The organism is Legionella drozanskii LLAP-1 (genome assembly GCF_001467585.1).
GTDB lineage: Bacteria > Pseudomonadota > Gammaproteobacteria > Legionellales > Legionellaceae > Tatlockia > Tatlockia drozanskii.
This window is the reverse complement of the sequence record NZ_LNXY01000027.1, coordinates 719,966-744,719: the sequence shown is the minus strand read 5'-3', so window position 1 is coordinate 744,719 and position 24,754 is coordinate 719,966. Positions and strand designations below refer to the sequence as shown.

Sequence of the window (24,754 nt, the reverse complement as noted above, 5' to 3'; positions counted from 1 at the left end):
TTGGGAGCAAAGACGAGATTTGCTCCGAGTCAATGAGTTATCCTAATTAACCGACAGAAGTATAATAACTAAACGGGACAAATAATTCTTTGCCGTTTATTTTGACCTGAGCAAATAACTTAATTGCTCCCGCTTTCTGTGGCTCAATATGAAAATCAAGCTCTGGACCACCTCTATCGGAGTTTTGTTGCGGCTCAATCCCCATTGGATGGACATGCACGACGGTATTAAAATCATCACTAAAACCAACGATATGTGCATAAGCTCCCATGAGAGGTTCTAAATTATGCACAGGATTACCTTGAGCATCAGTGATTTCAATTTTACCCATTGTCGCTTTACCTAGCTCCAATTTGGGTTGATCAAAAGATAATTTAAACTTATAGCCGTCAACAACCGTTTCGGTTGTAATCCGCGGAACAATTTGTGTCATATTCGATTTGGTTTTATATAAATCGGCAATGACATATTCTTGTTGATTGGTATCCAAAGGCACAAGATCAGCCCAAATTCGATAATTGGCTTCTTTTTTATTCGGTTTCCATGAGAATTGATACTCGCCAGGTTCTTTGGTGGGGCTAGGATGAACATGGCTATAATCATTGAGACTATCATCGATAATTAGCATATGAATTTTTTGCGTATGAACTTCTTTGAGATCCTGTAAGTTAATGGGTTTATTCGTTTTAATGTGAGTTAATTTGATGAAAACGACATGTTTCTTGGGTCCATTAATAATTTTTTCTACCGATAATTTAATCGTTGGATCGGCTATTTTTTGTTGGGACATTGCTGGATGATGCATTTCATGCGCAAAGCTGAAAGGTTGGTAGAGCAATCCCATCAAAGACATGCTTATGGTGAGCAAGGGTTTTGCCAAGGTTTGAAAATTCATCGCAGTTTAATCTCCAGATTGACAGGCTGAACGTTTTTTTCGTCGGTTTTCCATTGCGTTATAGATTGTAGGGACAACAATCATATTGAGCAGGGTAGAGGTAAAAAGTCCGCCTAATAAAACTTGTGCTAAGGGTCTTTCTAATTCTTTACCTACCGGCGAGCCCAACAGCAAAGGTATTAATCCCAAAGCGGTAGTGGCAGCGGTCATTAAAACAGGAACCAGTCGATCAAGGGTTCCTTGTACAACAACATGTTCTAAGGGCTTACCTTCTGTTCGTAGTTGATTGTAATGACTGACCAATATAATACCATTGCGAGCAGCAATTCCAAAGAGCGTGATGAAACCAATCATTGCAGCAACACTCATTTCACCATTGGCGAGATAAAGTGACAAAACACCGCCAATTAAAGACAGGGGTAAATTACAAAGCACTAAAAGAGCTTCGTTTAATGTACCAAATGCTTTATACAAAATAAGTAACATGGCGATAATAGCTAAAATACCTAAAAATAAAATAGTGTGTGTCGCTTGTTGTTGACTCTCGAATTGTCCGCCAAATTGAATAAAATAATCATTTGGCAACTTAATTTTCTCTTTAATTCTTTGTTGAACCTCGCCAATTACACTGCCTAAATCACGTCCTTGCACGTTAAAGCCGACGGAAATCATGCGTTGAGCATTTTCTCGACTAATGGAGAAAGGTTGGTTTTCCTCGACTATTTGGGCAACTGCACGTAACGGGATTTTATCCCCGTTCTCGATGCCAACGCCGTGGGCATCGACCAGCATGTCTTGCACTGCTTTGACGGTGTCACGTCCTGACTCAGCCATGCGAACGTAAAGATCAAAACTACGCTGGCCTTCCAACACACTTGAAACACGCATACCGTTTAACAAAGTTTGAACATCTTCGGAAATTTGTCCCACATTGATGCCGTAGCGAGCAGCTTTTTCGCGATCGATTTTTATAATCAATTGAGGTACATCAACTTGCTGTTCCTTGTTGATATCAACTACACCAGGGATCTCTTTTAACAGGGATTCTACTGACAGCCCTAATTGGTTCAGTGTGGGTAAATTATCGCCAAATATTTTTATTGCAACTTGTGAGCGAACTCCTGAAAGAACTTCGTCCATTCGGTGAGCGATAAATTGACCTACGTTAAAAACAGCCCCAGGAATATTGGCTAAGTCATCACGGATACGTATTATTAACTCCTCTGCCGGCATTGATTTATCTTTATCAAAATTAAGATTAACATCGAATTCGCTAACATTGGGCGGGAGAGCATCCTCATCGACTGCACTACGACCTGCACGTTGAGAAATGGAAATGACTTGCGGGTATTTCAGTAAATCTTTGCGCACTTGATCACCAATTCGCATGGACTCATCGAGCGAAGTGCCGGGTAGGGTGGTCATGGCAATTATAAAATTACCCTCATGAAATTCAGGTAAAAAGGCAGTTCCAAAAAAGGGTAGCAAGGCAAGCGCAAATGCAAAAGCCAAACCGGACAAGCTTACCACAGTCCAAAAATGGTTCAGAGCCCAACTTAAGATGCGGCGAAAACCTGCTTTAAGCCATCGGGCAATGCTTGTTTCTTTTTCTTCAGCTCTGTCAGTATTTTGGGTCATTTGAGCTACCCGCTCTTCTTTCGTCATTGGATGTAAAACAAGCTCTCGGTCATTTTCCTTTTCTCGACGATAGACTAAAAGGAAATAGCACAATGCGGGAATCATCGTGATAGAAACCACGAGTGAGCCAATTACTGAGGCAATATAGGCCACAGCAAGAGGGCTGAAAATTCGTTCTGCAATTCCTGATAGAAAAAAGATGGGAAGAAATACCATACTAATAATGAGTGTCGCATAGATGACAGAATTTCTAATTTCAAGAATAGAATCAAAAACAACTTCCATCGCGGGTTGAGGTGAAGCCGATTGGCGATTGAGACGTAAACGTCGTAATACATTCTCTACGGTGATAACTCCATCATCGACCACTTCTCCAATGGCTATCGCAATTCCACCTAGAGTCATTGCGTTAATGCCGAAATTGAAAAACTTCAATACCAAGATACCAAGTATGAAAGAAACTGGCATGGCCAAAAAAGTAATCAATGAGGCACGAATATTCATTAAGAAAATGAGCAATACCAGGATGACGATCAAAGCCCCTTCTAACAATGCCCAGCTTAAATTTTTAATCGCCGATTCAATGAAATTAGCTTGACGAAACACCGAGTTATACAATTTAACTCCAGCTGGAAGAGAGGCTTTGATGTCATCCAAGGCTTGTTGAACTTTGAAGGTCGTTGCTAAAGTGTCTGCGCCGTAGGTTTTAGAAATGGTGCCAATTACGGCATGATCCAGATTATAAGCTGCATCCCCTCGTTTAATTTCTCCTCCGAAACTCACGGTGGCAACGTTGTCGATGGTAATTGGAATGCCGTTCCGGGTTGTGATGAGAGTTGCTCTGATATCATCTAAATTTTTGACCCGGCCGATTGCACCGATAATCAGCTCGGTACCTGATTTTTGTAAAAAAGCGCCTGGAACATTTCGATTGGAATTTTGCAAGGCTTGATTCACTTCTTCGACACTAATTCGATAAGCAAGCATGCGGGAGGGATCTAAAAGCACTTGATATTGTTTGACCTCACCGCCCAGCGAGACGACAGAGGCAACGCCTCCCAGGGCAAGTATGCGCGGGCGAATAACCCAATCAGAGATTGTGCGTAATTCTTCCGGGGATACGGTGTTGCTGACCAGGGCATATTTAATCAACCAGCCTACCGCAGAGATAACCGGTAACATCACTGGGTTTGAACCGGGTGGTAACTGTCCTATCACTTGCTGGATACGTTCATTAATTAACTGTCTATCTAGGTAGATGTCGGTTTTGTCAGCAAAAACCACCGTGATTGTGGAAAGCCCAACTGCAGTTTTTGAACGAACACGAGTGACGCCAGGGGTCCCATTGATGGCACTTTCTAAAGGATAAGTGATTAAGGCTTCTACTTCTTGTGGAGCTAATCCGGGAGCTTGCGTTTGGACTATCACCTGCGGAGGAGCAAATTCAGGAAAGACATCAATAGGCATGTGCCTTAAGTTATAAACACCAAAGAGGCAGATGCCTAGAGTTATGGCTAGGATCAAGATGCGATTTTTTAAAGACCAGCTAATTAGATATTGAAACATCAGAGCTGAGCTCCCTGTAAGTATCGACTTTGGCTATTTTTAATCCGTCAAGCTAAATTGAGTTAACACCGTTCGGGCTGAGGAGGCGTTTACGTCGTCTCAGCCCAAACGGTTTATTTCAGTTTTCAAAAATGGTAAAGGTTGAGACTCCTCTTTGAAGCCATTAATCATTTTTGATTTTCTGTTGGTTGAGGTTTCCCGCCTGTTAACCAGTAAGTATAAAGTTGACGATTACCCTGAGTAACTACTTCATCGCCAGCAACCAAACCACTTAAAATTTCCGTATAATCATCATCACTGATACCCGTTTTTACTATAACATGTTCGTAGACATTTCCCTGTTTTTTAAAAACAAATTTCTCATTGTTAGCTTCGATAATGGCAGAATTGGGAATAACCAAGGCGTCTTTATTCTCCTGCAAGATGATATTGGCGCGTATGAACATACCTGGTTTTAATAAATCCTTTGGGTTATTGAGAAGAATTTGTACGTTGACGCTGCGAGTGAGTGGATCAAGATTAGGTTCGATGAGTGTGACTTTGCCCACGAAGGTTTGCTGCGGGTAACTTAGCACATGTACTTTGGCGATTTGTCCGACTTTGATTTTACCAAGATCTTCTTCATAAACTTTCGCAAGGGCAATTAGTTTTGAGCGATCTGAAACATGAAAGAGCACCGTGTTGGGCGCTACGGCCTGGCCTAGGTTGACGTTCCGCGCGTCAATGATGCCTGCCATAGGTGCATTCATCACTACACTTGGGGGAGGATCGCCAATAAGCAAAGATTGAACTTTTAAAAGTGGCTGAGCCGCCTTAACTTTGTCGCCTAAGTTGGCATAAAGTTCGGTCACATTTCCCGAGATCCTCACACTGACGTCTGCTTGAGCATTGGGTAATAATTGCAGCTCGCCGTTTAATCCAAGTGACTGTTCAATTGGTTTGTTTACCGCCTGAGCTATTTTTAGATCAATGAATTTTGTTTGCTCAGGATCGAGTGTGAAAGCGCTTTTAGGTTTTCCTGAAATTTCAAAATGTTCGCCATGGCCAAAAAGAATAGGGCTAGCAAACACAATCGTTAAAAAAAGAATAGCGCCTGGAAATCTTAGCATAACCCATTGATTATTTTTCGAAATCATGGAAATTCCTTTTATCAGTCGAATAGGGACATAAAGAAATATTGCCGCTATTACCAAGAGCTGTACAAAATTTCACTAGAGCTTGCAAATATTTTTCTAACATATTGAGGTAAGCGACCTGTAGATCATTTTGCTGGCGTTGAATTTGTAATACCTCAAGCAGTGATACTTGACCGTTTCTATAAGCATCTCTAGCCAATTTTACGTTACGCAAGGTGAGCTTAACTGTCCGTAAGCGCGATAATTTAAGTGCCGCTTCCAAGGCTTGTAACTGCGCATAATTGCTAGTCACCTCGGTTTCGATAACTAATTTAAGCGCTTGCATCTTACTCAGTGCTTGTGTGCCTAAAGCGCTTGCCTCCATGACTTTTCCTTGATTTCCATTCAGTAAAGGAACAGGAATATTCACGTTCAAACTTAGGGCGCGATTAGGTTTTTGTGGATCGCCACCGTCAACGAATATTTTACTTTGTTGGAAAGCAACACCGAGTGTCCAATCGGCCCATCGTTCGGAACAAGCAAGCTGTTTTGTCGCTTGAGCGCGATTTAAATTGAGCTGAAGTATCCGCATATCAGGGCGTTGTTTGAGTGCGAGAGCGCTTGCGTCCGCAAAGCTCATGGTTGATTGCCCTTGTTTTGGCAGCGTTTTATCAAGTTCTAAAGCGGAGGTAGCGTCACGGCCAAGCAGTTGATTCAATAACGCTGCTTGACTTATGCGTTGGCTTTCTAAAATTTGTTTTTCTTGAAGTATGCGTTGATATTCTAAACTCGCGGTATTGGTATCCAGTTCAGAGACTTCTGCCGCCTGAAAACGATTTTGGGTAACTCGTACCAGTTTTTTATTGATTGCCAAAAGATCATTGAGTTGTTTTAAACGATAATCGGTAACTAGTAGGGAGTAATAACTGTCAGCAACAGAACCTTTCAGCTTGCGTTTGGCATCTCTAATTTCTTGGATAGCGATGGCAACATCAACGCGGGCCACTGATTTTTGTCGCCCGATCCGCCCGGAGATTGGAAAATTTTGGATAAATCCTGCACTGCGTGTGTATTCGCCCTCATTGGTCATGAGGCGGTCATCGGTATTGCTCAAACTTAAACTAGGATTAGGCCATAAACCGGCTTGTTTTAAACGCGCTTCAGCGACTGCAATATTATAACGCGCTGCTTTTAAGTCATTATTATTTTGAATAGCTATTTGAGCTAATTGGTTGATAGTCAAACTTGGTGTTGCCATAATGATAGATGTTTTAGCGATAAGGCTGAAAATTAAACACCAAACCCTAACGTTAAAATCCAATTTTCTCATAAGTTCGTCCAGCGTAAGCGTAGCGCATTCAGAATGACGGAAACAGAACTGAGCGACATTGCCGCTGCTGAAATCATTGGGCTTAAGAGCAGTCCTATAAAAGGATAAAGTATTCCTGCAGCAATAGGGACGCCTAATAGATTATAAATAAAAGCAAAAAAGAGATTTTGCCGTATATTTTTCATTGTGGATTCAGAGAGATGGCGAGCTTTAACGATGCCATGTAAATCGCCATGTAGCAAGGTAATGCCAGCACTTTCTATTGCAACATCAGTCCCCGTTCCCATGGCAATACCGATATCAGCTTTAGCCAGCGCTGGCGCGTCATTGACACCGTCACCGGCCATAGCAACAATGCGGTTTTTCTGTTGCAATTCAGCCACAATACGACTCTTATCGGCAGGTAAAACTTCCGCAATGACTGTTTTAATTCCTAGTTTGCTGGCTAGAGCTTCAGCCGTTTTTTTATTGTCCCCGGTGAGCATGACAACTTCAATGCCTATGTTTTGTAGCGTTTTAATCGCAGCGATCGTAGTCGATTTGATGGGGTCTTCTATGGCTAAAATAGCTGCTATTTGCTGATCAATAGCCATAAACATCACCGAGGCCCCTTCGCTTCTAAGTTCATCTGCCTGGCTAGATCTGGCTTGCGGATTGATTCCTAATTCTTGCATTAATGAGGCAGTACCAATCGCTATAACCTGATTATTAATAGTGCCGCGTACACCTTTGCCAGTGAGCGCTTCAAAATCATTTACTGAAGCCAGCGATAAATTTTTCTCATGCGCTGCAGTGACAATGGCATAAGCGAGCGGATGTTCACTATGATTTTCAAGGCTCGCGGCAAGAGTTAGGATTTCTTCTTCTGTGAAATTTCCCAGTGGGATGAGTCTTGTTAATTTCGGATGACCTTCGGTCAAAGTTCCAGTTTTATCGACAACTAAGGTGTCGACTTTTTCCATGCGCTCCAAGGATTCAGCATTTTTAATAAGTACTCCATTTCCAGCGCCTTTGCCAATGCCCACCATAATCGACATGGGCGTCGCCAGTCCCAAAGCACAAGGACAGGCAATGATTAGCACCGAAACAGCAGCGATAAGCCCATAACTAACAGCGGGAGGTGGGCCGAAGATTGCCCACAAAATGAAAGCTAAAAGAGCAAAAAAAATCACAATCGGTACGAACCAACCAGACACAGAGTCGGCAAGACGTTGAATAGGGGCCCGACTTCGTTGTGCATCACTGACCATTTGCACAATTCTTGAAAGCATCGTATCACTGCCGACATGTTCTGCTTTCATCACAAAGCTACCCGTTAAATTGATCGTAGCGCCAATCAATTTATCGCCGATTTTTTTCGTGACTGCTAAAGGTTCACCAGTAACCAAGGATTCGTCGACATTCGACTGACCTTCTATCAGTTCGCCATCAACGGGGATTTTTTCCCCCGGACGCACGCGAAGCCGATCACCGACTAAGACTTGCTCCAGTCCTATTTCGCTTTCTTGATCATTTTCTTGAAGACGATGTGCAGTTTCGGGAGCTAGTTTTAATAAGGCTCGGATCGCGCCTCCTGTTTTTTCTCTTGCTTTTAATTCGAGCATTTGGCCTAGTAAAACCAAGGTTGTGATGACTGCAGCGGCTTCAAAATAAACACCTACCATTCCATCCATATTGCGAAAACTCAGAGGAAATAGATTAGGTAATAGGGTAGCTATAACACTATAGCCCCAAGCGACGGCCGTACCCATGGCAATGAGGGTAAACATATTCAGATGATGGGATTTTAATGATTGCCAGCCACGTTGAAAAAAGGGCCAACCGCACCAGAGCACAACGGGAGTTGCTAAAATCAATTGAATCCACATGGATAAAGAAATAGGAAGCCATTGCGCAAAAATATGCTCACCCATCGCTAAAATAAACACCGGAAGACTGAGGGTTAAGGCAATCCAAAACCGTCGGCTCATATCCAGGTATTCTGGATTGCTTGTTTCTTCGATGCTGATCGCTTCAGGCTCCAATCCCATACCACAGAGAGGACAAGTACCCGGTTTCTCTTGGCGAATTTCTGGATGCATGGGGCAGGTATAAACAACCGGTCCGTTGATAGGGTCAGAAGATTTTGCAGCAGTTTGCGATTTATTCATTGAATGGCAGCAACTGTGTTTCTCAGCTTGGGGTTTATTTTGATTAGGCTCCATAGCTCACCATTCAATTTTACGATTGATTATCCCTAGCTACAGTCTAGCAACGACAGAGGGACAACACTATTATATTTTATGCAAATATTTCATTATTGGAATTTGTGTTGTCTCTCATTCTGTTCTAAATTTAGCTATATACAAGTTTAAAACTAATCTTTTGTTTTTATTCAAATTTATGCGAAAGGAATCTACCATGATTTTAAATACCTGCGATATTAACAATGTTAATCATGTTATTACCCCCGATGAAAACTATGAAATAACTTTGGATTCACCGGCGCTGGATATTTTTACAGATTTTAAAAAAACGTCTCCCTTGGTGATTGAGCAATGCTTAGATGTAGTCACCGCCGAAGATTTAATGAAAAGAACACATGTAAGATTAAAATTAGTCCTCGACCATGGGGAGTTTGTTGGCACTCTTGCCTATGAGGATTTGATCAGCGAAAAGGTAATGTCTCGCGCCAATCACGTCCATCGAGCTGACATTTTAGTATCAGAGGTAATGACACCAAAAACTTGTTTGAAAGCAATTAAATTTACTGAGGTAAAACGAGCAAGAGTTGGCGATATTGTCGAAACGCTCAAAAACGAAGGCAAACAACATTTCCTTGTTATCGATGGCGCCGAACATCATATCCGCGGCATTTTTTCCTCCTCAGATATTGCTCGGCGCTTACATGTGCCGTTCAGTATCGATAGGGTATCTACTTTTATCGATATTTATAAAGCCATAATGCGTTGAGATCTAGTCTTATGCAATGCAGAGTTTGGTAACTAGAATGAGTTTTGAATTATATTTAAGAATAGGCAGTCCACTTTATTTTAAGAGCATGAGATCTAACATCTAACATGACGGTCTTTAGGACAGGATTTTTTGCTGAAATACCTCCATGGCGTTTTCTATATCACTTTACCCGGTAACAGTTGAGATCAAAGTTTAAACTCTTAATACCCTCTTAATATTGATCATTTACAATACACACTGAAGTTTAGGAAATCAATTGAGGTGTGTGTCATGAAAGAAAAGTATGCCAAAGGAACTAAGTTCGTTTTGAACTATCACCTACATGTAAACCAAGGTGGTGTGGGCCATGTCTCACTAACAGGTACTCATAATGGTGAAACGGTCAATCTCAGTGTATATCCCAGTGAGAAACTATCTGTGGCAACTCCTGTGGTTGTTTCATCGATGTATGTATTTCCTAGCTTAGCGGAAAATCATGATACTCCACGTAAAGGGGACAGCCCAATTTATGCATCCTATGATATTACTGATTTGTTACCGAATAAGGCGGCTGCTCTAGAAGAGATGAAAGAGATAAGCAGAAGGATAGATTCAGGACACGCCACTTTTAGCATAACGCCTAATTTTGTTACTCAGACAACCTCTGCAGTGTTTAATCCAAATTCTTCCACTTCGAATATGATGTTAGGATTTAAAACATTTGAAAGAGATAAAATTGAAAAGGAAATAGATAAAATTCAAACCCTTAATTGCGCAGAAGCAACAAGTAGAGTTCTGAAAAAAGGGGGTATGGAAAGGCCGCCAGGTCTTTTGTCCTATGCCACTCCATCAGGAATCCACGAATTTTTTGAATCTAAGATGAAGGAAGCGGAAAATGCTGAGCTAGAACAAAGCCAGGAAAGCTCAACTGAGGTAGAGACCGGTTTTATGCGCAGCTTTTTCGGTAAAGTCAAAGATTTCTTTAGTCCACAAGAAACTCAACCGAGCGAAACGGTAGAAGAATACCCTATGAGCACTAATGATTCGACTAGCTATCAGGATTGGTCTAGCGAGACAGTAGAACTATCATCGAAAGATGAGGAACCAGAGAGCGAGGCATCTGCCACAGGATCTTCAGAGTATACCTTCGATGATTTCGCCGATGAGGTGGCAGTAGAACTATCATCGAATGATGAAGAACCAGAGAAAGAAGCCTCTTCCCAAAGAGCTTCAGAGTCTACCTCATCCTTTTTTGCTCAGGGCGCTGGGTCAAGAACGTTAGAGTCTGATGAAGCTTATACAAGTAGAATCGATGCAATTTTTAATTAGAAGATTATAATCCGGTTCGAACTACTCTACTGCTCTTATAAGAGCAGTAGAGACCTTGCAATAAAATCCATGTTTTATATAATCGAATGATTAATTTTTAACAAAAGTGTTTTTGTTGTGATCTAACATTGGTGTTGCACTTTTTAAAAACCAATAAGGAAATAAAATGTATATTAAACAAACCTCGCCAACGACCTCTGAATCTGTCCAACCAAAAGAAGAAAATCAAGTAACAGTGTATGTTTGGTCCAGTGGATTGAATAGCCTAGGCCATGTTTCATTACAGCTTGATGGAGAGACTTTCAAATATAAGGCAGATGATCGAGGTGATTATTTGAGTATTTGGCCAAGCTCAACTGTGGCTGGAGGTTTTACATCAATATGGCCTTTAAAAGGAACTTCGTCTAGAGGTTTAGAAGATGACTGCAAGCAAGAAGCAATTAGATCCCCAGAAGATTTCTCCAATCTTATGGAGCCAGCAGAAATTTTGCCCGTTCCGCCTGATCAAGTTTTTGTAGTACAGGGTATTGATAAGATAAAGATTAAAGAAGAATTTGATCGAATCAAAAAAGGATTAGATACAGGAGATGTGCGTTACCAGCTTCTACCCGATGTAAAAGTAGCTAACTTTTTCATCAATCCTAAAGAGATATATAACTGTGTCACTGTAACAGAACATTTATTAAAAGTGGGTGGCTTGGAAAATTTGACACCACTCCCGTGGAAAACACCATCTAGATTTGCAGCTCAACTAAGAGAGCAGCCTCAAGTAGCAGAAATCTGTTATTCAACACCTGAACACAATGAAAGCGATAACCCTGTTGATAAACCCTTAGTCGAATATTGCTCTGCCTCCCTCAGTGATGAGCCCTCTAGAGAGTGGGGGAGTGATAATTATGATGAACAAGAAACAACAAAAGCAGCATCCGAAGCACCAGAAACTAAACCCGCAGAAGAGGAACCCCGGTTAAAAATTTATTCAGAATCATCATTAACCTTGTTTAAGCAATACGATGAACCTAAATCCTATTTGCCAAGACGAGCAGAGGAATCTGATGGCAATTATTACGTAAGAATGGATGCCCTAGGGAATTAGTAATTCGCAGGAAATTTTCTTAAGCTAATCGATCTGATAGGAGTGTGAGTATTTGCACCAACTATCAGATTTAAGCTCAAATCTCTGATAGGAATGATCTATTCCTGCCTATTCCAACTGAGAAATCAATTCTTTTAATATATATTTCTGGGTGGCCTATGCAGTATCTAGGCTGCTTAGTTAATGCTTAAAATGTCTATATCCGGTAAATACCATGATAATGCCGGCGGCATCTGCTGCAGCGATTACTTCATCATCTCTTATTGACCCGCCGGGTTGAATAATGGCGCTAATGCCTGCTTTGGCTGCTAATTCAATGTTATCTGCAAAGGGAATAAAGGCATCTGAGGCCATCACTGCGCCTTTGGTGGCAAAGTTGGCTTGTTCTGCTAACCATAAGCCTATGCGAGTACTCATAACACGGCTGGTTTGTCCTGCCCCGATGCCGATGGTTGCGCTATTTTTTGCAATGACAATGGCGTTGGATTTCACATGTTTGACTGCTGTCCAAGCAAATAGTAAATCTTGCATTTGTTGTTCGGAGGGTTTTTTGGTGGTAACGGTTTTAAATTCTTCGCTACTTACGAGAAAATCATCATGTTCTTGGACAAGCAATCCACCGTCAACATGCCGCATATCCAATTTAAAATCAGAGTTAGTTTGCCATTCTCCCGTACTGAGTACGCGAATGTTGGGTTTAGTTGCCAGAATTTCCTGTGCTTCTTTGCTGATTGCGGGAGCTATGATCACTTCTGCGAATTGATTGTCGAGAATAGTTTTAGCTGTTTCTGCCATGAGCGGCTGATTGAAGGCCAAAATGCCACCAAAACTGGAAGTAGGGTCGGTTTGGAAAGCACGTAAATAAGCATTTACTTGAGTATTACCCAAGGCGATTCCACAAGGATTTCCATGTTTGACGATCACACAAGTCGGTGTTTCAAGCGGAAATGATTTGACGCAATCAAAAGCAGCATCCGCATCGAGTAGATTATTATAAGAAAGTTGTTTGCCTTGAATGGATTGTGCAGTAGCCAAGGAGCCTGCTGGTGGATTTTTATCTGCATAAAAAACGGCTTGTTGATGAGGATTTTCACCATAGCGTAATTCATATTTCTTGTTAAATTGGCAGGTGAGTGTGGATGGAAACCCGGAAGGGGAATGCTTTTCGTCTAAAGTGCCTAAATAATTAGAAATGGCTGCATCATAGGCCGCGGTATGCGCAAAGGCTTTTTTAGCTAATTCAAAGCCCCAATTCGTGGGGGCTTTTTTTGCGCGCACATATTTAGCTAACAAGCCATAATCATCCGGTGTTACGACCACAAAGACACGACTATGGTTTTTGGCAGCGGAGCGAACCATGGCTGGCCCACCGATATCAATATTTTCAATAGCCTTTTGGAAATCGCAATCATGATGGCTGATGACTTGTTCGAAAGGATATAAATTGACAATCAACAAATCGATGCGCTTTATCTCATGTGTGGCTAAAACTTCGTCATCTTCTGCAAGATCGCGTGCTAACAACCCAGCATGGATTGCTGGATGAAGTGTTTTAACACGTCCATCTAACATTTCAGGAAACTTGGTGCATTCGCTTACATCGATAACAGGGAGTTGATGTTGGGTTAACAGAGCTGCTGTGTTGCCGGTAGCAACCAATTCTATCCCTTCTTTGTGCAGAGTTTTCGCTAATTGGACTAGACCGCGTTTATCAGAAACACTTAATAATGCCCTTTTGGGGGTAAAGGGAGAGGACGTTTGGTTATTCATATTATTTTGCTCTTATTAAATGATTAGCGACAGGTAAACGTAAGTAGTGACCAACCTTCCAAATTCATTGACGAATGATGATTAAAATCAGTTTGATAGGTGGCAATTAATGCTGAGGCTTGCTCATCAAGAATGCCTGACACGACTAAAATACCTGTATTTTTAAGCAATTCTTTAAATTTAGAACGTAAATCCAGTAGAGGAGCCAATAAAATGTTGGCAATAAGGACATCAACGGGCGCTGTTAAGGTTTGAGGAAAACCAATGCTTAATTGCTGTGAATTAATCGCATTACTCAGCGCATTATTTTGAGTAGCTTGCAAAGCCTGTTCATCAATATCCACAGCTTGGACTTTATCTGCACCTAATTTTAATGCTGCTAAAGCAAGGATACCTGAACCACAGCCATAATCGATTACCGTTTTATGCGTTAAATCAGTTTGATCAAGCCAACGTAAACAAAGAGAAGTAGTTGGATGTGTTCCGGTACCAAAAGCCAGCCCAGGATCAAGGATTAAATTCACCGCATTCGGCTCAGGAGGCTCAATCCATGAAGGACAAATCCATAATCGTTGCCCGAAACGCTGGGGTTTGAAATCATCCATCCAAACCCGCTCCCAATCTTTATCAGCTAATTCGTTGATAGAATAGGTTAAATCTGGATAGTGAGTGCTTAACCAGGACCTAGCCAGGCCTGCGTCTTGGCAACTCGCATACAGAGCATTAATAATGATCTCTGGCCAAAGCGGCGTGGTACCCGGTTCAGGTTCAAGAACGGGATCATCGTTTTTATCAGTTAAAGTGATTGATAAAGCACCTGCTTCTTCCAGCATTTCGCTAATTAAATCCACTTCATCACGATGGCAGTGTTCGATTTGTAACTGATACCACACAGGTTATTCCTTAAGCATTTTTTCCAGATAGTGGATGTTTGTTCCACCTTGTATAAAGGCTTTGTCTCTTAGAATACGTTGATGCAATTCGATATTCGTTTTAATCCCTTCAATAATTATCTCGTCCAAGGCATTACGCATTCTTGCAAAAGCTTCCGCACGAGTTTCCCCGTAACTAATCAATTTGCCTATCATGGAATCATAATTGGGTGGCACAGTATAACTGCTGTAAATATGAGAATCAAAGCGAATACCAGGTCCGCCAGGTTGATGTAGCAGACGTATGGTTCCTGGAGAAGGCATAAATGTTCTCGCATCTTCTGCATTAATACGACACTCAACGGCGTGGCCTTTTATCTTTATATCCTCTTGTTTTAGGGTAAAAGGAATATCGCTGGCTATTTTGATTTGCTCTTTAATTAAGTCGATACCGGTAATCATTTCGGTCACAGGATGTTCTACCTGAATTCGCGTATTCATCTCGATAAAATAGAAACAACCATCTTGATACAAGAATTCGAAGGTACCTGCACCCCGGTATTTTAATTCACGACAGGCATTAACCACCGTTTCACCAATTTCCTGACGTAATTCCGGAGTAATGCCTGGTGCGGGTGCTTCCTCCAGTACTTTTTGATGACGGCGTTGCATAGAGCAATCACGCTCACCTAAATGAATCGCCTTTCCTTTTCCATCACCCAATACTTGAAATTCGATATGACGAGGATTTTCTAAGAATTTTTCCATATAAACAATGGGATTATTAAAGGCCGCTTTTGCTTCACTTCGGGTCAATGCAATGGCATTGAGCAAGTTTGCCTCGTTATGGACAACTCGCATACCCCGACCGCCGCCGCCGCCAGCCGCTTTAATGATGACTGGAAAACCAATACGCCGAGCTAACTCGAGATTGTGGTTATCATCATCAAGTAAGGGACCATCAGAGCCTGGAACGCAAGGTACGCCGGCTCTTTTCATGGCTGCAATAGCAGAGACTTTATCTCCCATCAAACGAATGGTATCGCCTCTTGGGCCGATAAAACGGAAACCGCTTTGCTCAACAATATCAGCAAAATCAGCATTTTCTGCTAAGAATCCATAGCCAGGATGAATAGCGACTGCATCAGTGATTTCCGCAGCGGAAATAATGGCTGGAATGTTTAAATAACTTTTTTGCGAGCTCGCAGGACCGATGCAAACAGTTTCGTCGGCTAGTCGGACGTGTAATAAATCTTTATCCACATCCGAATGCACGGCCACCGTTTGAATGCCTAATTCTTTACAAGCCCGTAATATACGAAGTGCAATTTCGCCACGGTTGGCGATAACAATTTTATTGAGCATTAATATACCCTTTATTCTTCGATAATAAATAGGGGTTGATCATATTCAATCGGATCACCATTAGCGACTAAAACATCCACCACTTTACCGGTGCGATCTGCTTCAATTTCGTTAAACATCTTCATGGCTTCGACAATACATAAGGTATCACCCACTTTCACATTTTGACCAATGGTGACAAAAGGCGGTGCGTCAGGTGAGGGCGAAGTGTACATGGTTCCTACCATTGGCGAGCGTACTTTATGGCCGTTTTTGCCTGTTCCACTTTTAGTCTCTGAACTTTCTGCGGGAGCAACGACCTGAGCTACTGCCGGGTGTGACGCAGGTTGGGGCACTGCATAACGCATTTGAGCAGGTGCTTCCATCGTGTAATGGTGACGGCTTAAACGAACTGACTCTTCGCCCTCTTTGATTTCAATTTCAGAAATCCCTGTTTCCTCAAGTAATTCGATCAATTTTTTAATTTTACGAATATCCATCGATAATAACTCTCTATTAATTAAATTCTTCTATGATTGCTTGCAATGCCAAGGAATAACCCTTAACACCAAGCCCACAAATTACCCCTCGGGCAATGTCAGAAAAGTAAGAATGATGACGAAACACTTCGCGCGCATAAATGTTGCTGATGTGAACCTCAATAAAGGGAATAGCTACAGCAGTTAAAGCATCACGAATAGCAATGCTAGTATGGGTAAACGCTGCGGGATTGATAATAAAATAATCTATTTTATTATCAATCGCTTGGTGAATAATATCAATAATCTCCGCTTCGGAGTTACTTTGTTTAGAGTTCAGTTCAAAGCCTGCCTCTTTAGCTTCTTTCCTAAGAAATGCATTGACTTCTTCGAGAGTTGTTGAGCCATAGACTGAAGGCTCGCGTATTCCAAGACGATTCAAATTTGGCCCGTGCAGAACAAGTATTTTTTTCATCATATACTGGTTTACCCAAATTCCTCGGATTCTGCCTGATCTTTGCAATAATGTCTAGATGTACGATGATCTCGGCATGATCTCAGCATGATAGCCGGAAGTTTCATAGATCATCTTAATTAATATTTTTTAGCGGAAAAAAACGGAGATCCCTTCCAAATTTGATTAGGCTATCTTTTCATAAAAAAACAGGGGATAGAGTTTATTTTCATAATGTACGTAACAAATATTCTCAATCTTGTAGGCTAAAAACTACCTGTTAGAACTCTGAGGTTTCTCAGCTATCTATTAGCCCTTTCCCGCGATAAGCATGATGCAATTATTCAGATTCCTTGCGCGGGTGAGGAAGTGAATCAAATTGACGAGTAGGATTATGTTTTTCGCAGGAGAGGGTTGAGGAGAGGGAAATCCCCTCAACCTGACGGATTTGTACCAAAGCACATCCTACATTAGTTTAGCGATACCCTGCCTTTAAAATACGTTCCCTAATTCCTAGCCATTGTTCTGCTTCTGGTGGTAACTCAATTGCAATTAATTTGGCTTTTGACTTATCGGCCTGTCGAAGTTGATGGTACAGTTCAAAAGCGGCTTTCTCGGGCGAATCGGGTAGCTGATAAGACAAGTTGCTGACTATCTCTGGTATTTTAGAAAAGGAAATCACATAAACAGGATCGGGTGTTTGTTGACAAAATTGCTTTATTGCGGTGCTGTCAAGAAAGCAATAGAGAGGTTTTTCGGGTTGATAATGGCTAGCTAAGCGACCAGGCGCTCTAAGCTGGCTTGCGATTTTTAATTGTTTTGTAGATAAAACGGCGTTAATTTGCAATTCATCGATGGAACCATGACGTAGAATTTCATATCCCTCAGGTTGAATAGCAGCCACAATCGTTGATTCAATGCCTACTTGGCTGCGTCCGCCGTCAAGAATTAAAAGTTCCTCTTGCTTAAAGCTGTGTTGAACATGTTCAGCGGTGGTTGGGCTAATTTTTCCAAAAGGATTGGCTGAAGGAGCGACTAATGGAAAGCCAAGTTTTTGTAAAAGCGTCTGTGCTAGGGGGTGCTTAGGACAACGCAGGGCAATGGTATCTTGGCCTCCTGTTATCAGTGGGCAAAAACCACCTGCTTTAGACTTCATTACCAGTGTAAGAGGGCCAGGCCAGAAATTTTTCATTAAAATCTGAGCATAATCAGGAATATTGTCAACCCATCGAGATAAATCCCAACCCTCGGCCACATGCATTATTAAAGGATGATTCAAAGGTCTATTTTTCATTGCATAAATTTTTCGAATAGCTTGTTCATCTTCAGCATTTCCTGCAAGACCATAGACTGTTTCGGTGGGTATAGCCACAATATTGCCTTGACTTAATTCAGAAATAGCTAATTCAATATTGGTTGTGATGGTACTCATATTGCTCCAATTTCGTGATTAGAATAAAAATTTATGCATAAAAATTAAATAGTTAACCTCTTTATTCGTCAAAAAGATCAAATTGAAAGTTCAAATAAAAGAAAAACTATGCTAGTTTGTAAAATACCTGTAGGATTGCATCGCGAATTTTAGGTAAGGCCAACCTCAGGATAATTGCTTGCCTTAAATTCGGGAATTCAAACTCAACGGGTAAGTTCCAATTATGTTGTTACCAGGCTTTACATAACATTGGATGTAGTGGGCTGGTTCAATCCAACAAGAATAGTCCCATTTGTTTGATTTTAATAGTGCAAATACGCGTAGATTGTCTCCTAAGGCTTAGCACGCGCTGTATTTTTTGCGCTAAAAATCAACATGGGCCTCTTTTTGTTGCTGTATTGTACTGGTTTAGCCGAACAGGTAGTACAACTGGGCCACTCCCGGAAGAGTTTGCCACATGCATATTAAGGAGAAAGTTTAATGCAATCAAATTCCTATTTATCGACCTTAGCGGCTAGTTTAGCGTTATCTATGGTTACAAATGCGCAAGCAGCTGAACCAGTACCTCTGCAGCAACAATCGTTTAAAGCGATTCAACTGCAATTTCAACTCGCTTTACCGGGTATGATGCAAACTTCTGTGGTTTCCCCAGATACTTTGCAATTTATCCAACAGCGGACGGATAAGAACCAAATTACCCATATTCGTATGCAACAAGAATATTTGGGGTTTGAGGTCTTTGGCGGTTATGCCATTATGCATACCAAGAATACCGCAAATCATTTGTTGACTGCGCAGGATAATGTATGGATGAATGGTACTTTATATCGTGGTTTACAAACTGAATTAGGTCAGCCAATCGCTGATTTTGTTAAAAATGCACCTCTCGCATTGCAACAATTTAAAGCACAATATGCCGATATGGATCTGAGTGAAGAGCATGTGACTCCTGTTGTTTATATTGATAAACAACATCAGGCTCATTGGGCTTATCGGGTGAGTGTTTATATTCGTCATGATCATCAAATACCTGAAAGACCTACGGCAATTATTGATGCAAAAACCTATAAACCGTTTATGCAGTGGAATGATATTAAAACAGCGCAACTCAATGAGCTCAACAACCCGCTGCGTATTCCAGTGAAAGGGATGGGTTATGGAGGAAACACTAAAACGAGTCAATATCTCTTTGGTAAGGACTATCCTTTATTGGATGTAACCTATGATCGATTGCTGAAAAACTGCTACATGGAAAATAATTCAGTTAAGGTTGTTGACATGCACCATAAATATGTTTCTTTGAATGGGGCAATGAAATTTAAGTGCAAAAAATCTCAGGAAACGAATCCGCTCACTTTTTGGATGGGTTACAAGGGCGATGGCTATGACAGAGAAAATGGAGCCTTCTCGCCCACGAATGACGCCTTATACTCGGGCTATGTCATTAAACATATGTACCATGATTGGTATGATGTTGAAGTGCTATCCAAAAGAGGGAAGCCAATGCAGCTAGTAATGCGAGTTCATTATGGTGAGGGCTACGATAATGCCTATTGGGATGGTAAGCAAATGACTTTTGGGGATGGGGATTCTAGCTTATATCCTTTAGTTTCTTTAGGAATTGGTGCGCATGAAATTAGTCATGGATTTACTGAGCAACATTCAAATCTTGTGTATACAGGGCATTCTGGTGGTTTGAATGAGTCGTTTTCAGATATGGCTGCTCAAGCAGCCGAGTTCTACTCTACTGGTAAAAACAGTTGGTTAATTGGTGAAGAAATCATGAAGTCTGATGAACCGCTGCGTTACATGGATCATCCTAGCCGAGATGGGCTTTCCATTGATTCAACTGATCAGTATTATGATGGATTGGATGTGCATTACTCCAGTGGTGTTTTTAATCGACTGTATTATTTAATATCAACCACCACGAATTGGAACCCACGAAAATCGTTTGATGTCATGGTGAAAGCAAACATGGATTATTGGAGTCCTTATACAACCTTTGATGAAGCAGGTTGTGGGGTGCTTCATGCGACACACGATCTAGGTTTTTCAGTTGATGATGTGAAAAAATCGCTGGACGCTGTTGCTGTTAACTATAGTTCTTGTACAGATATCGGTTAGGGTATTTTATAAAATTCTTCCAGGCACTGCGCGACAGTGTCTGGATGTTCCATGTGAACGTGATGTCCCCCTTCAAGATGATACACCTCTAAATTTTTTACTGCTGCCTCACGCCGTTTTATGCTTTCTTGATTGAAATCAAAACCCTTATCAGCCCAGATTAAACAGCTTTTTGTGCGGATATTATTTAAACAGGATAACACTTGATTTTCAGTCAGACGCAAAGGAGTTGACATGAGCAAACGCCTATCGTGTTGCCAATAAAAACTATTGTTTTTTCGTTGAACTCCACGCTGGCCAAGAATAGAGACATATTCTTGGGCTAAATACCCACGCTTCGCTCGAGCCTGTATGGCTAACTCCATTGATGGATAAGGTTTTGTTTCTTGCTCAAATGTTTTATAGGTTTGTCGAGCATAGTTAGCCAATTGTTCGCAGCAATCTTCTTCAGGATTAGCGAAAGGACCCAGAGCCTCTATTAAAGCCATGGAAAGAATTTGCTCAGGCACAACCCCTGCAATGAGACTTGCTAAACAAGCACCCATGGAATGACCTAGTAAATGATAGCGCTTGAAATCTAAAGCTTTGGTAATTTGGAGGATGTTAAAAATACCGTCGGTAAAATGGTAATAACAGCCTTCAGGTAGATGAGATGAAAGACCATGCCCAGGTAAATCAATAGCGACAATATGAAATTGTTTGGCTAAGTAGGGGGCCAATAAAGCAAAGGAGTTGGCATTATCAAGCCATCCATGTAGTGCAATAAGAGGCGGTAAATCAGGCTCTCCCCAAGTCCGATAAGCGATAATAAATCCCGGGATAGCGATAGTTGATGCATTCATTATAATTGGTGTAATGGACTATTATTTATAAATGATAACTCATGTTAAAGCGCTTTGTCGTCGGGACTGGCGCTTGGTGTCAAGAACTAGCTTGATCATAGTTTGCTCCAGAGCTAAACATTCAAGACGACAGACATGAATAAAAAATGATATGCTAGGATATGTAACCCATAATTATTAACGATATGCAGCAATCGCGACGCAGCCTATCTCTGATAACTTATAATATTCATAAGGGATTCGGCCTTGGCAAGGTTCGCTTTTTATTACCAGAGATGCGAGAGGCTTTATCTAGTCTAAATCCTGATTTTGTTTTTCTGCAAGAAGTGCAAGGAGAGCACCGCCGCCGAGAAAAACGGATCAATGCTTGGCCTGATTTACCGCAATTTGAATATATTGCAGAAAAAATTTGGCCCCATTTCCTTTATGCAAAAAATGCGATTTATCAATCAGGTCATCATGGCAATGCCATTTTAAGTAAGTTCGCCTTTGATCGGTTTGAGAATATTAATTTATCTTCCATGAATCGTGCTTCACGATCTATCTTGCATGGCCAAATAAAAGTTGAAGAAGCAACGCCAATCACCGTGCATTTACTGTGTGTGCATCTGGGTTTATTCAAAGCCGAGCGAATCTCGCAATGTCGAGCTCTAATCCAGCGAATCGCTGAAGCGGTGCCTGAACATGAACCATTATTAATGGCGGGTGATTTTAATGATTGGCGTCACCATTTGTCGTCAATTTTGGCTGATGAATTAGGTATTAAAGAAGCCTTTTTTAGCTTAGAAGGACGGCATGCTCGTTCTTTTCCCGCAATCAAACCAGCATTTTGCGTTGACCGTATTTATTATCGAGGAATGGAAGTTGCTGATGTTCAGTGTCTGCAAGGAAAGCCCTGGCGGATGTTGTCAGATCATGTGCCTTTATTGGCTCGGTTTGAGTTTATATGAGTGGATTATTCGTAGCAACTGTCTTGAAAAGACAGTTGCTACGAATGAAATATACAAATTATTCCATATTACTCTTATATTCGCCAAAACAAGCAGCGCTATTTAAACGAGCACGTTTTAACAGAGCATCTTGTGCGGCTTTAATATTTTCAGCTTTGCCTCCCCAAGCTTTTAAACAATCTTCTTGTAGTGCGCGTCCATAAGAAAAACTTAAGTTCCAAGGTTGATAGCCAGCACTATTAATTGCATTGAGGTTAGCGGTTGCTTGTTCTGGAGTTTGTCCGCCAGAAAGGAAATTAATTGTCGGTACCGCTGCAGGTACATTGTTACGGAAAACACTAATGGTGAAATCAGCCACATCTTCGGGTGGACTAAATGGGTTTGCGCTTTTACCGCTCGTTATCATGCTTGGCTTAAGAACAATGTGTTCTAGCTCAACTTGATGAATGAAGAGTGAGTTGAAGAGCTCATGCAGAACCATTTCGCAAGCTTCAGCACAATGTTCAATAGAATGATCGCCATCCATAAGTACTTCGGGCTCAACAATTGGAACAATGCCTTCTGCTTGGCAGATTGCAGCGTAACGAGCGAGCATTTCAGAGCCTGCTTTAATAGCAGTTAAACTGGGGGTGAATTCAGAAATAGAGTAAACATTTCTCCATTTTGCGAATTTTGCGCCGAGTTTTTTGAAGTGTTGTAAACGCTCAGCTAAACCATCCAAACCTTGAGTTACTTTTTCATTAGCTGTGTTAGCTAGGTCAACTAACCCTTTATCGACTTTAATCCCCGGGACAATCCCTTTCTTAGCGAATAGTTCAGCAACCGCTGTTCCATTTTCATCTTTATGATCAAAGGTTTCTTCAAATAAAATAACCCCATTGACGTATTGCTCTAAATCAGGAGTAGTTGCCAGTAAAACGCGATAGTCACGGCGATTTTCTTCAGTATTTTCGATACCAATTGAGTCAAATCGCTTACCGATGGTGCCTCCACTTTCGTCAGCCGCTAAAATGCCTTTGCCATCCTGTAATAAAAGCTCCATCGTGACTGATAGTTCCTCGTAATGCATAATATTCATTCTCCTAGTGACTTACATAATAAACGGTTTAGTATATTGGCTGTTTAGACAGCGGCGCAATTATTTCGATGGTCCTGAAATATATTTCTCGCGGATAATTTGTTGCAGGCTAAAGCCCTGTTCTTTTAAGTAATTAAAGGACTCGTCAATCATACCTGGATTCCCACATAAATAAATCATGTCTTCTTCTGGGTTAAGTTTAAGCTCAGGAAAGGCGCTTTGGACGTATCCCGGGAACTCATGTTGTTTTAAATCCTCGTTGGCACGACTCAAATGAGCACGAAAGCTAACTTGTGGGTATTGAGTGGCTAAGCGAATAAATTCTTCAGCATATAGGACATCGCTATTCTTCTGAACGCCTTGCAATATGACTACACGTAATTCAGGATTGGCTTGTAAACGGCGCTTTAACTCTTCTATCATTGAACGATAAGGGGTTACACCCGTACTCGTTGCTACTAAGATATAGCGTCTGGGCATCTCGTCTTTAAGAATTAAACGCCCAAAAGGACCATTAATATTGATTTGATCCCCAGGGTTTAGGTTAAATAATAATTCAGTACCTGGGCCCCCCTCAACATAACCTGCCGCGAATTCAATAAGATTGTTTTGCGTCGGCACATTAGCGATACTGTAGCTACGTTTTAAAACTTTACCCTCGCGCTCAAAATGAATGGTAATAAATTGACCAGGAGCGTAGTTAAAGGGTGGTGATTTTTCCGCTTTAAAAACGAAATGTTTTACGTAAGAAGAGAGCATATAAGCTTCTTCTAGAATAATAGGAAAGGTACTGACTTGCATAATTGATTACAACGTATTTTAGAAAACCTACTAATATAGGGGAAAAATTCTGCATTGCAAGAGTAGCGTAACAATTGAGTATATAATTAGACTATGAATAGTACCACTGATATTGTTGCAATGCTCGGCAATTTGAGCCGATCATTGTTTCCTGTTCAACATCTTATTTCAGGTTTTGCCTACCTTATTGGTATTGCTTTTTTTTTGGTAGCGATAGCAAAATTTAAGAAAATAGGGGAGTCAGCAGGAAAACAGTCTCAGGAAAAAATGTTTGGACCTCTCGCTTTTTTATTAGGAGGTGCTGCATTGGTCTTTCTGCCATCGGCTGTTAGTCTTCTCGCGAACTCGACCTTTGGCGTAGGTAATGTCCTCTCCTATACGGATTACAATCCTTACAATATCTACAGTTCTATGGGGTTAATCATTCAAACTGCTGGAGTTATTTGGTTCATTCGCGGCTGTGTTTTATTGGTAGGCGCAAGTAGTCCTGGCGTGCAGCACGGGCCTAAAGGACTGGCTTTTCTTTTTGCTGGCATTTTAGCGGTGAATTTCCAGGGGACGGCTGCTTTTTTAAATACGGTCATGGGGCATTTGGAATCATTGACGATGACTTTAAAAAACAGTCAAGGATTCTAAGACTTGTTTACTCTCCCTTTCTACCATATTGGCCTCAAAAATCAAGCCATTTCAGCACAAGCGAAA

20 protein-coding genes are annotated in these 24,754 nt (G+C 41.3%); 6 read left to right on the top strand and 14 right to left on the bottom strand.

The window, feature by feature from the left end:
• Positions 1 to 46: 46 nt before the first annotated feature.
• The 5 genes from Ldro_RS12500 to Ldro_RS12480 form a co-directional block, all read right to left on the bottom strand.
• Positions 47 to 895, bottom strand: a complete 849-nt coding sequence (locus tag Ldro_RS12500; RefSeq protein ID WP_058496732.1) for a hypothetical protein — start codon at positions 893 to 895, stop codon at positions 47 to 49.
• 6 nt (positions 896 to 901) lie between these two features.
• Positions 902 to 4,099, bottom strand: coding sequence for an efflux RND transporter permease subunit (locus Ldro_RS12495; RefSeq protein ID WP_058496731.1), 3,198 nt, complete (start codon positions 4,097 to 4,099; stop codon positions 902 to 904).
• A 167-nt stretch (positions 4,100 to 4,266) separates the two neighbouring features.
• The gene (locus tag Ldro_RS12490) at positions 4,267 to 5,235 is read right to left on the bottom strand and encodes an efflux RND transporter periplasmic adaptor subunit (protein ID WP_238584012.1); all 969 of its coding nucleotides are present in this window, start codon (positions 5,233 to 5,235) and stop codon (positions 4,267 to 4,269) included.
• A complete protein-coding gene (locus tag Ldro_RS12485; protein WP_058496730.1) occupies positions 5,219 to 6,544 on the bottom strand; it encodes a TolC family protein in 1,326 nt (441 codons plus the stop codon). The genes Ldro_RS12490 and Ldro_RS12485 overlap by 17 nt, the downstream gene beginning before the upstream one ends.
• Positions 6,541 to 8,748 carry a copper-transporting P-type ATPase gene (locus tag Ldro_RS12480; protein ID WP_058496729.1) on the bottom strand — a complete coding sequence of 736 codons (2,208 nt, stop codon included), beginning with the start codon at positions 8,746 to 8,748 and terminating at the stop codon, positions 6,541 to 6,543. Before Ldro_RS12480 ends, Ldro_RS12485 begins: the two co-directional genes overlap by 4 nt.
• Positions 8,749 to 8,944: 196 nt before the next feature.
• On the opposite strand from Ldro_RS12480, the gene Ldro_RS12475 reads away from it, so the two are divergent.
• From Ldro_RS12475 to Ldro_RS12465, 3 genes are all read left to right on the top strand, one after another.
• Positions 8,945 to 9,496 carry a CBS domain-containing protein gene (locus Ldro_RS12475; protein ID WP_058496728.1) on the top strand — a complete coding sequence of 184 codons (552 nt, stop codon included), beginning with the start codon at positions 8,945 to 8,947 and terminating at the stop codon, positions 9,494 to 9,496.
• Positions 9,497 to 9,769: 273 nt separating this feature from the next.
• On the top strand, positions 9,770 to 10,807 hold the full coding sequence (locus Ldro_RS12470; protein ID WP_058496727.1) for a hypothetical protein: 1,038 nt from the start codon (positions 9,770 to 9,772) through the stop codon (positions 10,805 to 10,807).
• Positions 10,808 to 10,973: 166 nt separating this feature from the next.
• A complete protein-coding gene (locus Ldro_RS12465) occupies positions 10,974 to 11,903 on the top strand; it encodes a hypothetical protein (RefSeq protein ID WP_058496726.1) in 930 nt (309 codons plus the stop codon).
• A 180-nt stretch (positions 11,904 to 12,083) separates the two neighbouring features.
• On the opposite strand, the gene purH is transcribed toward Ldro_RS12465, so the two are convergent.
• The 6 genes from purH to Ldro_RS12435 form a co-directional block, all read right to left on the bottom strand.
• On the bottom strand, positions 12,084 to 13,673 hold the full coding sequence (purH, locus tag Ldro_RS12460; protein WP_058496725.1) for a bifunctional phosphoribosylaminoimidazolecarboxamide formyltransferase/IMP cyclohydrolase: 1,590 nt from the start codon (positions 13,671 to 13,673) through the stop codon (positions 12,084 to 12,086).
• Positions 13,674 to 13,696: 23 nt separating this feature from the next.
• Positions 13,697 to 14,566 carry a 50S ribosomal protein L11 methyltransferase gene (gene prmA / locus Ldro_RS12455; protein ID WP_058496724.1) on the bottom strand — a complete coding sequence of 290 codons (870 nt, stop codon included), beginning with the start codon at positions 14,564 to 14,566 and terminating at the stop codon, positions 13,697 to 13,699.
• A gap of 3 nt (positions 14,567 to 14,569) precedes the next feature.
• Complete coding sequence (accC, locus tag Ldro_RS12450) at positions 14,570 to 15,910, bottom strand: acetyl-CoA carboxylase biotin carboxylase subunit (protein WP_058496723.1); 1,341 nt, start codon at positions 15,908 to 15,910, stop codon at positions 14,570 to 14,572.
• 11 nt (positions 15,911 to 15,921) lie between these two features.
• Positions 15,922 to 16,389 (bottom strand): acetyl-CoA carboxylase biotin carboxyl carrier protein, encoded by a 468-nt coding sequence (gene accB / locus Ldro_RS12445; protein ID WP_058496722.1) that lies wholly within the window; start codon positions 16,387 to 16,389, stop codon positions 15,922 to 15,924.
• Between the two features lie 16 nt (positions 16,390 to 16,405).
• The gene (gene aroQ / locus Ldro_RS12440; RefSeq protein WP_058496721.1) at positions 16,406 to 16,843 is read right to left on the bottom strand and encodes a type II 3-dehydroquinate dehydratase; all 438 of its coding nucleotides are present in this window, start codon (positions 16,841 to 16,843) and stop codon (positions 16,406 to 16,408) included.
• Positions 16,844 to 17,297: 454 nt separating this feature from the next.
• Positions 17,298 to 18,254: an L-threonylcarbamoyladenylate synthase gene (locus Ldro_RS12435; RefSeq protein WP_058496720.1), complete on the bottom strand. Its 957-nt coding sequence runs from the start codon at positions 18,252 to 18,254 to the stop codon at positions 17,298 to 17,300.
• 480 nt (positions 18,255 to 18,734) lie between these two features.
• On the opposite strand from Ldro_RS12435, the gene proA reads away from it, so the two are divergent.
• Complete coding sequence (proA, locus tag Ldro_RS12430; RefSeq protein ID WP_058496719.1) at positions 18,735 to 20,381, top strand: zinc metalloprotease ProA; 1,647 nt, start codon at positions 18,735 to 18,737, stop codon at positions 20,379 to 20,381.
• Here proA and Ldro_RS12425 read toward each other — a convergent pair.
• Positions 20,378 to 21,223, bottom strand: coding sequence for an alpha/beta fold hydrolase (locus Ldro_RS12425; RefSeq protein ID WP_058496718.1), 846 nt, complete (start codon positions 21,221 to 21,223; stop codon positions 20,378 to 20,380). The two genes, proA and Ldro_RS12425, sit on opposite strands and share 4 nt — an antisense overlap.
• 185 nt (positions 21,224 to 21,408) lie before the next feature.
• Here Ldro_RS12425 and Ldro_RS12420 point away from each other — a divergent pair, with 185 nt between their 5' ends.
• The gene (locus Ldro_RS12420; RefSeq protein WP_058496717.1) at positions 21,409 to 22,173 is read left to right on the top strand and encodes an endonuclease/exonuclease/phosphatase family protein; all 765 of its coding nucleotides are present in this window, start codon (positions 21,409 to 21,411) and stop codon (positions 22,171 to 22,173) included.
• A 58-nt stretch (positions 22,174 to 22,231) separates the two neighbouring features.
• Here Ldro_RS12420 and Ldro_RS12415 read toward each other — a convergent pair whose 3' ends face one another.
• Together Ldro_RS12415 and Ldro_RS12410 are read right to left on the bottom strand one after the other, a co-directional pair.
• The gene (locus Ldro_RS12415) at positions 22,232 to 23,242 is read right to left on the bottom strand and encodes a class I fructose-bisphosphate aldolase (protein ID WP_058496716.1); all 1,011 of its coding nucleotides are present in this window, start codon (positions 23,240 to 23,242) and stop codon (positions 22,232 to 22,234) included.
• A 69-nt stretch (positions 23,243 to 23,311) separates the two neighbouring features.
• Positions 23,312 to 24,052, bottom strand: coding sequence for an FAD-binding oxidoreductase (locus Ldro_RS12410; RefSeq protein WP_058496715.1), 741 nt, complete (start codon positions 24,050 to 24,052; stop codon positions 23,312 to 23,314).
• Positions 24,053 to 24,145: 93 nt separating this feature from the next.
• On the opposite strand from Ldro_RS12410, the gene Ldro_RS12405 reads away from it, so the two are divergent.
• Positions 24,146 to 24,688, top strand: coding sequence for a hypothetical protein (locus tag Ldro_RS12405; RefSeq protein ID WP_058496714.1), 543 nt, complete (start codon positions 24,146 to 24,148; stop codon positions 24,686 to 24,688).
• Positions 24,689 to 24,754 lie beyond the last annotated feature (66 nt).